9 protein-coding genes are annotated in these 8,239 nt (G+C 63.1%); 8 read left to right on the top strand and 1 reads right to left on the bottom strand.

The window, feature by feature from the left end:
- From WBB95_RS16860 to hemN, 6 genes are all read left to right on the top strand, one after another.
- Positions 1 to 663: FixG Ig-like domain-containing protein (locus WBB95_RS16860; RefSeq protein WP_424488629.1), on the top strand; the 663-nt coding region annotated here is incomplete at its 5' end.
- 31 nt (positions 664 to 694) lie between these two features.
- Positions 695 to 1,234, top strand: a complete 540-nt coding sequence (locus WBB95_RS16855) for a FixH family protein (RefSeq protein WP_424488628.1) — start codon at positions 695 to 697, stop codon at positions 1,232 to 1,234.
- Positions 1,235 to 1,348: 114 nt separating this feature from the next.
- Entirely contained in the window at positions 1,349 to 3,799 is a 2,451-nt protein-coding gene (locus WBB95_RS16850; protein ID WP_424488627.1) for a heavy metal translocating P-type ATPase, read from the top strand.
- Positions 3,800 to 3,821: 22 nt separating this feature from the next.
- On the top strand, positions 3,822 to 4,034 hold the full coding sequence (gene ccoS, locus WBB95_RS16845) for a cbb3-type cytochrome oxidase assembly protein CcoS (RefSeq protein ID WP_424488626.1): 213 nt from the start codon (positions 3,822 to 3,824) through the stop codon (positions 4,032 to 4,034).
- A complete protein-coding gene (locus WBB95_RS16840) occupies positions 4,027 to 4,710 on the top strand; it encodes a sulfite exporter TauE/SafE family protein (protein ID WP_424488625.1) in 684 nt (227 codons plus the stop codon). The genes ccoS and WBB95_RS16840 overlap by 8 nt, the downstream gene beginning before the upstream one ends.
- Positions 4,711 to 4,813: 103 nt before the next feature.
- Positions 4,814 to 6,196: an oxygen-independent coproporphyrinogen III oxidase gene (hemN, locus tag WBB95_RS16835; protein WP_424488624.1), complete on the top strand. Its 1,383-nt coding sequence runs from the start codon at positions 4,814 to 4,816 to the stop codon at positions 6,194 to 6,196.
- A gap of 7 nt (positions 6,197 to 6,203) precedes the next feature.
- Here the strand turns inward: hemN and WBB95_RS16830 are convergent, their stop codons facing one another.
- On the bottom strand, positions 6,204 to 6,677 hold the full coding sequence (locus WBB95_RS16830; RefSeq protein WP_424488623.1) for a hypothetical protein: 474 nt from the start codon (positions 6,675 to 6,677) through the stop codon (positions 6,204 to 6,206).
- A gap of 153 nt (positions 6,678 to 6,830) precedes the next feature.
- Here WBB95_RS16830 and fnr point away from each other — a divergent pair, with 153 nt between their 5' ends.
- Both fnr and WBB95_RS16820 read left to right on the top strand, forming a co-directional pair.
- The gene (gene fnr / locus WBB95_RS16825; protein ID WP_424488622.1) at positions 6,831 to 7,565 is read left to right on the top strand and encodes a fumarate/nitrate reduction transcriptional regulator Fnr; all 735 of its coding nucleotides are present in this window, start codon (positions 6,831 to 6,833) and stop codon (positions 7,563 to 7,565) included.
- A gap of 80 nt (positions 7,566 to 7,645) precedes the next feature.
- Positions 7,646 to 8,194 carry an adenine phosphoribosyltransferase gene (locus tag WBB95_RS16820; protein WP_424488621.1) on the top strand — a complete coding sequence of 183 codons (549 nt, stop codon included), beginning with the start codon at positions 7,646 to 7,648 and terminating at the stop codon, positions 8,192 to 8,194.
- Positions 8,195 to 8,239 lie beyond the last annotated feature (45 nt).

Raw genomic sequence — 8,239 nt, 5'->3', positions numbered from 1 at the left:
GTGCGTGGCCCGCGCAAAAAAGGCATCGACTACAAGGCCGAAGGGCTGGGGGACTGCATCGACTGCACCATGTGCGTACAGGTGTGCCCCACCGGCATCGACATCCGCGACGGCCTGCAAATCGAGTGCATCGGCTGCGCAGCGTGCATCGACGCGTGCGACAACATCATGGACAAGATGGAATACCCGCGCGGCCTGATCAGCTACACCACCGAACACAATCTGTCCGGGCAAAAAACCCATAAGCTGCGCCCGCGCCTGATCGGCTACGCACTGGTGTTGCTGGCGATGATCAGCCTGTTGGTCGGCGCGTTTTTCATGCGTTCGCTGGTGGGGTTCGACGTCAGCAAAGACCGCGTGCTTTACCGTGAAAACGCCGAAGGCCGCATCGAAAACGTCTACAGCCTGAAGATCATGAACAAGGACCAGCGCGACCACACCTACGTGCTCGACGCCGCCGGCCTGCCAGACCTCAAGCTGCAAGGCCGCCGCGAGATCAAGGTCGCCGCCGGGGAAATCCTCAGCATGCCGGTGGAACTGTCCAGCGCGCCGGAACAATTGCCGTCGAGCACCAACGAGGTCAAATTCATCCTTACGGATGCCGATGACGCCAGCGTCCACATTGAAGCCAAGAGCCGATTCATCGGCCCACAAGTCCGTTAAACAAAACGTACGTTAATCAGAGAGCACAACAATGCCCGCAGCCACTGCCGCAAGCCCCTGGTACAAGCACCTCTGGCCCTGGATCATCATCGGGATCCTGACCTGTTCGGTGACCTTGACCTTGTCCATGGTGACCATTGCGGTGAACAACCCGGACAACCTGGTCACCGACAACTACTACGAGGCCGGCAAAGGCATCAACCGCTCCCTGGACCGTGAACTGCTGGCACAAACTCTGCAACTGCGCGCCAACGTGCACCTGGACGAACTGACCGGTGAAGTCGAACTGCACCTGACCGGCAACAGCGGGCCCGGCACCCTCGAATTGAACCTGATCTCCCCGACGCAGCCGGAGAAGGACCGCAAGATCATCCTCACCCGCAGCGCCAGCGAGCCGGGCCGCTACATCGGCCAGGTCACCGACAAGGTCGAAGGCCGACGCTTCGTCGAATTGCTCGGCGTGGAAGGCGACAGGACCTGGCGCATGTTCGAAGAAGAACAGGTCAGCCACGACAAGGACTTGCTGCTGGGTGATGAGCCGTTGCAGGGCGCCGAAGACCTGAAAAAGTAAAACCGTGCGCTTCGCGCATCACGGGCAAACCTGCTCCCACATTTGGAATGCATTCCCTGTGGGAGCCGGGCTTGCCCGCGATGAGGCCCTCCCAGCCGACTAAGATTCATACCCATGACCACGCCAACCCCTTGCTACCACTGCGCCCTGCCCGTTCCCGCCGGCAGCCGGTTTACCGCCGTCATCCTCGGCGAGCGCCGCGAGCTGTGCTGCCCGGGCTGCCAGGCAGTGGCCGAAGCAATTGTGGCCGGCGGCCTGGAAGGCTATTACCAGCACCGCAGCGAAGCCTCGGCCAACCCCGAGGCGCTGCCGGTGCAATTGGTTGATGAACTGGCGCTGTACGACCGCGCCGATGTGCAAAAGCCGTTTGTGCGCCACCAAGGCGAACTCGCCGAAACCACCCTGCTGATGGAAGGCATCAGTTGCGCCGCCTGTGGCTGGCTGATCGAAAAACACCTGCGCAGCCTGCCCGCCGTGGCCGAGGCGCGGCTGAACCTGTCCAACCATCGCCTGCATGTGCAGTGGGCCGACGGGCAATTGCCGTTGAGCCAACTGCTCGGCGAGCTGCGCCATATCGGCTATGCCGCCCACCCTTACCAGGCCGACCGTGCCGCCGAGCAACTGGCCAGCGAAAACAGCCTGGCCTTGCGCCAACTGGGCGTCGCCGGGTTGCTGTGGTTCCAGGCGATGATGGCGACCATGGCCACCTGGCCGGAATTCAATATCGACCTGAGCCCGGAGCTGCATGTGATCCTGCGCTGGGTGGCGATGTTTCTGACAACACCCATCGTGTTCTACAGCTGCGCCCCGTTTTTCAAAGGCGCCCTGCGCGACCTGCGCACGCGCCACCTGACCATGGATGTGTCGGTGTCCCTGGCGATTGGCGGCGCTTATCTGGCGGGGATCTGGACCGCAATCACCGGCACCGGCGAGCTGTATTTCGATGCCGTGGGCATGTTCGCGCTGTTTCTGTTGGCGGGGCGCTATCTGGAACGCCGCGCCCGCGAACGCACGGCGGCAGCCACCGCGCAATTGGTCAACCTTTTGCCCGCCTCGTGCCTGCGCCTCAAGCCTGATGGGCAAAGCGAACGCATCCTGCTCAGCGAACTGGCCCTGGCGGACCGCGTGCTGGTGCACCCCGGCGCGGTGTTGCCCGCCGATGGCGTGATCCTCGACGGTCAATCCAGCATCGACGAATCGCTGTTGACCGGCGAATACCTGCCGCAGCCCCGGCACGTCGGCGACAGCGTCACCGCCGGCACGCTCAATGTCGAAGGCGCACTCACCGTCGAAGTCCGCGCGCTGGGCCATGACACGCGCTTGTCGGCCATCGTGCGCCTGCTGGAACGCGCCCAGGCCGAGAAACCACGCCTGGCGCAAATCGCCGACCGCGCCGCGCAAGGGTTCCTGTTGTGCTCGCTGATCGCGGCAGCCGTGATCGGCCTGGTGTGGTGGCAGCTGGACGCTTCGCGGGCGTTCTGGATCGTCCTGGCCATGCTGGTGGCGACCTGCCCGTGCGCGCTGTCCCTGGCCACGCCAACCGCACTCACCGCCGCCACCGGCACCCTGCACACACTCGGGCTGCTGCTGACGCGCGGCCATGTGCTGGAAGGCTTGAACCAGATCGACACGGTGATTTTCGACAAGACCGGCACGCTCACCGAGGGCCGGCTGGCACTTCGAGCAATCCGCCCCTTGGGCACGCTGAACAGCGATGAGTGCCTGAGCCTCGCCGCCGCCCTGGAAAACCGCTCCGAACACCCGATCGCCCGCGCCTTTGGCCGCGCGCCGCTGGCCGCCGATGAAGTGCTCAGTTCCCCCGGCCTTGGCCTGGAAGGTCGCGTGGGCGAACGCCTGCTGCGCATCGGCCAGCCCGGCTATGTTTGCGAATTGAGTGGCTGCGCGCTGCCCGCCTCACCGGACGCCGCCGGGCAATGGCTGCTGCTTGGCGACCGTGACGGCGCCCTCGCCTGGTTCGTGCTCGATGACCGCCTGCGCAGCGATGCCCCGGCCCTGCTGGCAGCGTGCAAGGCGCGCGGTTGGCGCACCTTGTTGCTGTCCGGCGACAGTTCGCCGATGGTCGCCAGCGTTGCCGCTGAACTCGGCATCGACGAAGCCCACGGCGGCCTGCGCCCCGACGACAAGCTGCAGGTATTGCAACAACTGCACAAGGAAGGCCGCAAGGTGCTGATGCTCGGCGATGGGGTCAACGATGTGCCAGTGCTCGCCGCCGCGGATATCAGCGTAGCCATGGGCTCGGCCACGGACCTGGCGAAAACCAGCGCCGACGCGGTGTTGCTGTCCAACCGCCTCGACGCGCTCGTGCAAGCCTTTACCCTCGCGCGCCGCACGCGACGGGTAATCATTGAAAACCTGCTGTGGGCCGGGCTGTACAATGGCCTTATGCTGCCGTTTGCCGCCCTCGGTTGGATCACCCCGATCTGGGCGGCGATCGGCATGTCCCTCAGTTCGTTGACCGTGGTGCTTAACGCCCTGCGCCTGACTCGCCTGCCGAGTGCGCAGCCGGCAAGTGCCCCTTTAGTAACCCACCCGCTGCCGGCTTGACCCGCGCAGGCATGGAGTGCAGATGCCAGCTCTATACGTGATGATTCCGGCGGCGCTGCTGTTAGTGGGCGTGGCCATCTACATCTTCTTTTGGGCAGTGGACAGCGGCCAGTACGAGGACCTCGACGGCCCGGCCCACAGCGTGCTGTTCGACGACCAGGACCCTAATCACCTGGCCGCCGTCGATGAAGCCAACGGCCCGGAACAACCGCCCAAAGACCCGCCCCATGCTTGAACTGGCGCCCCTGCTGGTCTCCGCCTTGATCCTCGGCCTGTTGGGCGGCGGGCACTGCCTGGGCATGTGCGGCGGGCTGATGGGCGCGCTGACCCTGGCGATTCCCAAGGAACAGCGCAGCCGGCGCTTTCGCCTGCTGCTGGCGTACAACCTGGGGCGCATCCTCAGCTATGCCGTTGCCGGGTTATTGATCGGCCTCGCGGGCTGGGCGGTGGCCAACAGCCCTGCGGCGATGTTCATGCGCGTGCTCGCCGGGTTGTTATTGATCAGCATGGGCCTGTACCTCGCCGGCTGGTGGAGCGGCCTGACCCGTATCGAAAGCCTCGGGCGCGGCCTGTGGCGCTACATCCAGCCGGTCGCCAACCGTTTGCTGCCGGTGTCCAGCTTGCCGCGCGCGTTGCTGTTGGGCGCGCTGTGGGGCTGGTTGCCGTGCGGGTTGGTCTACAGCACCCTGCTGTGGGCGGCGAGCCAGGGCAACGCGCTGGACAGTGCCTTGCTGATGCTCGCGTTTGGGCTGGGCACATGGCCGGTGTTGCTGGCGACTGGCTTGGCGGCGGAACGGGTGACGGCGTTATTGCGCAAGCGCAGCGTTCGCATGACCGGCGGGCTGCTGGTGATTCTGTTTGGTCTGTGGACGTTGCCCGGCCCGCACCAGCATTGGCTGATGGGCCATTAAACCGCTATGTGGCATAGCGCCGCTCCCCGTTGATGCAAATCAAGATGCCCTTTCACCCCTGCCCCTAGACTCGGCCCACTAGCCTATCCGGGGGACCGCCCGCATGCTCGACGCCATTCGTTGGGACACTGATCTGATTCACCGCTACGACTTGGCGGGGCCGCGCTACACGTCCTACCCCACCGCTGTGCAATTCGACAGCCAGGTCGGCACCTTCGACCTGCTCCACGCCCTGCGCGACAGCCGCAAGGCCGCGCGGCCCTTATCGCTGTATGTGCACGTGCCGTTCTGCGCCAATATTTGCTACTACTGCGCCTGCAACAAGGTCATCACCAAGGACCGTGGGCGCGCCCAGGCCTACCTGCAACGCCTGGAGCAGGAGATTCAATTGGTGGCTTGCCACCTTGACCCCAAGCAGCCGGTGGAGCAGTTGCACTTCGGCGGCGGCACACCGACCTTTCTCAGCCACGACGAACTGCGCCAGGTGATGGCACGCCTGCGCCAGCACTTCAATGTGCTTGATGATGATTCCGGCGACTACGGCATCGAGATCGACCCCCGTGAAGCCGACTGGGCGACCATGGGCCTGCTGCGCGAACTGGGCTTCAACCGCGTGAGCATCGGCGTGCAAGACCTCGACCCCGAGGTGCAACGCGCGGTCAACCGCCTGCAGAGCCTGGAAGAAACCCGCGCGGTGATCGACGCGGCGCGCACCCTGCAATTTCGCTCGATCAATGTCGACTTGATCTACGGCCTGCCCAAGCAAACGCCGATCAACTTCGCGCGCACGGTGGAGGAAGTGATCAGCCTGCAACCCGATCGCTTGTCGGTGTTCAACTACGCGCACTTGCCGGAGCGATTCATGCCTCAGCGGCGCATCAACAGCGACGACCTGCCTTCCCCGGCGGCAAAGTTGCTGATGCTGCAAACCACCATCGAACAGCTGACCCAGGCCGGTTACCGCTACATCGGCATGGACCACTTCGCGCTGCCAGACGACGAACTGGCCATCGCCCAGGAAGAAGGCACGTTGCAGCGCAATTTCCAGGGCTACACCACCCACGGGCACTGCGACTTGATCGGGCTCGGGGTGTCGGCAATCAGCCAGGTCGGCGACCTGTACTGCCAGAACAGCAGCGACCTGAATCACTACCAGAATGCCCTGGCCGGTGCGCAACTGGCGACCAGCCGTGGCTTGGTATGCACCACGGATGACCGATTACGGCGGGAAGTGATTCAGCAGTTGATGTGTAATTTCAGCCTGGCGTATGCGCCCGTCGAACAGGCCTTCAACATCGACTTTCGCGGCTATTTCGACGACGTATGGCCACAGCTTCAGACGATGGCCGCCGACGGCCTGATCGAACTGGATGCGCAGGGCATTCGTGTGCTGCCCGCCGGGCGCCTGCTGGTGCGCTCGGTGTGCATGGTGTTCGATGCCTACCTGGAGCACCAGAACAGGCAACGATTTTCGCGGGTGATTTAAGCCCGAATTACTTCGCCAGCAGGGCCATTGCCTGCATATTCGCCTCAGGCGATTCGTCTTTCAGCGACTTGGCCAACTGCCCCTGGGCGGTCATCAAGCCGGACTGAATTGAAGCGATATCGCCCTGCAAACCCGCCACCTTGGCCTGACGGGCTTCCGGGCTCAGGGCGGTGTCGTTCATGGTTGCCGAGAGTTGCGCCATCTTCTCCGCCAGCTGTTTTCTCAGGTCGCGGATCATTTTCAGCAACTGCTTGATGTTGTCCTTGAGGTTGCTGTCGTCGATATCCTTGTTCGGGTTGGAACCACCGGACTGGGCCGCTTTAAGCCCTGCCCCGGAGATGGTCACCACCACGCCTTCGCCGGGCGTGGGTGGCGGCGCGGGTTTATCGTCGTACTTCTTGCCCGCCATCAGATCTGCGGCCGTCAGGACCTGAGGGGCCTTCGTAGTAATGACAAGGTTGTTGACCGGACTTACCGACATGGCCTGAGCTCCCGCTCATAGAGATTCACCTGTGTATCGGCATCGATACACGAAGCTTTATACCCTTGGCGGTTTTTTGTACACGCTGGCCTCAGCCACCCTCGGTGCGTTACCCTTACGTCTTATGTGTGTTTTCCCACAAGGATTTAAGAAATGTCCGAGCCAGTTAAACTGCGCGCTCACAGCCAGGCTCACTGCAAGGATTGCAGCCTGGCCCCCCTCTGCCTGCCACTTTCGTTGAATCTGGAAGACATGGATGCGCTGGACGACATCGTTAAACGCGGCCGCCCCCTGAAAAAAGGCGAGTTTCTGTTTCGCCAGGGCGACAAGTTTGAGTCCGTCTATGCCGTCCGTTCGGGGGCGTTGAAGACGTTCAGCCTGAGCGACAGCGGCGAAGAGCAGATCACCGGTTTCCACCTGCCCAGCGAACTGGTCGGGTTGTCGGGCATGGACACCGAGATTCATCCGGTGTCGGCCCAGGCCCTGGAGACGACGTCAGTGTGCGAAATCCCCTTCGAGCGCCTGGATGAGCTGGCCCTGCAGCTGCCACAGCTGCGCCGCCAGCTGATGCGCGTGATGAGCCGTGAAATACGCGACGACCAGCAGATGATGCTGCTGTTGTCGAAGAAAACCGCCGACGAGCGTATCGCGACCTTCCTGGTCAACCTGTCGGCACGTTTCCGCGCGCGCGGGTTCTCGGCCAACCAGTTCCGCCTGAGCATGTCGCGCAATGAAATCGGCAATTACCTGGGCCTCGCGGTGGAAACCGTGTCCCGCGTATTTACGCGCTTCCAGCAGAACGCGCTGATTGCCGCCGAAGGCAAAGAAGTGCACATCCTCGATCCGATCCAGCTGTGCGCCTTGGCCGGCGGCACCCTCGACGGCTGATCCAGACGCTTGCGGCCGAGCCAATCGGCAAGGCCGCAGGTATACTTCGAGTCCGCTTTCCACCCCAGGACTCTTCGACGATGACCTTCGATTCGTTCGACATCAAATCCCTGATCCGCCCCGTCATCGACTTCCCCAAGCCTGGGGTGATCTTTCGTGATATCACGCCGCTGTTCCAATCGCCGCGCGCCCTGCGCCTGGTCGCCGACAGTTTTGCCCAGCGTTATGTCGAAGCCGATTTCACCCATATCGGCGCGATGGATGCGCGGGGTTTCCTGATCGGTTCGATCATTGCCTACCAATTGAACAAACCGCTGATCCTGTTCCGCAAGCAGGGCAAATTGCCGGCTGACGTGCTGGCCGAGGGTTACCAGACCGAGTACGGCGAAGCCTTCCTTGAAGTGCACGCCGACAGCCTGTGCGAAGGTGACTCGGTGTTGATGTTCGATGACCTGATCGCCACCGGTGGCACCCTGATTGCCGCCGCAAACCTGGTGCGACGCATGGGCGCGACGATTTTTGAAGCGGCGGCGATCATTGATTTGCCGGAGTTGGGCGGCTCGCAGCGCCTGCAAGACATGGGGATTCCGACGTTTTGCCTGACGCAGTTTGCACTGACCGAGAGATAAGGGTCGTCAGTACTGACCCCTTCGCGAGCAAGCCCGCTCCCACAT

This window comes from Pseudomonas sp., assembly GCF_049645325.1.
In the GTDB taxonomy this organism is placed as follows: Bacteria; Pseudomonadota; Gammaproteobacteria; order Pseudomonadales; family Pseudomonadaceae; genus Aquipseudomonas.
The sequence above is the reverse complement of the archived record's forward strand: the minus strand, read 5'-3'. Positions and strand labels throughout refer to the sequence as shown.

What these genes read in the sequence shown, in the direction of transcription:
- WBB95_RS16830 (WP_424488623.1), bottom strand. Translation starts at nt 6,677, where the DNA reads ATGTCGGTAAGTCCGGTCAACAACCTTGTCATTACTACGAAGGCCCCT.
- WBB95_RS16850 (WP_424488627.1), top strand. Translation starts at nt 1,349, where the DNA reads ATGACCACGCCAACCCCTTGCTACCACTGCGCCCTGCCCGTTCCCGCC.
- hemN (WP_424488624.1), top strand. Translation starts at nt 4,814, where the DNA reads ATGCTCGACGCCATTCGTTGGGACACTGATCTGATTCACCGCTACGAC.
- ccoS (WP_424488626.1), top strand. Translation starts at nt 3,822, where the DNA reads ATGCCAGCTCTATACGTGATGATTCCGGCGGCGCTGCTGTTAGTGGGC.
- fnr (WP_424488622.1), top strand. Translation starts at nt 6,831, where the DNA reads ATGTCCGAGCCAGTTAAACTGCGCGCTCACAGCCAGGCTCACTGCAAG.
- WBB95_RS16840 (WP_424488625.1), top strand. Translation starts at nt 4,027, where the DNA reads ATGCTTGAACTGGCGCCCCTGCTGGTCTCCGCCTTGATCCTCGGCCTG.
- WBB95_RS16820 (WP_424488621.1), top strand. Translation starts at nt 7,646, where the DNA reads ATGACCTTCGATTCGTTCGACATCAAATCCCTGATCCGCCCCGTCATC.
- WBB95_RS16855 (WP_424488628.1), top strand. Translation starts at nt 695, where the DNA reads ATGCCCGCAGCCACTGCCGCAAGCCCCTGGTACAAGCACCTCTGGCCC.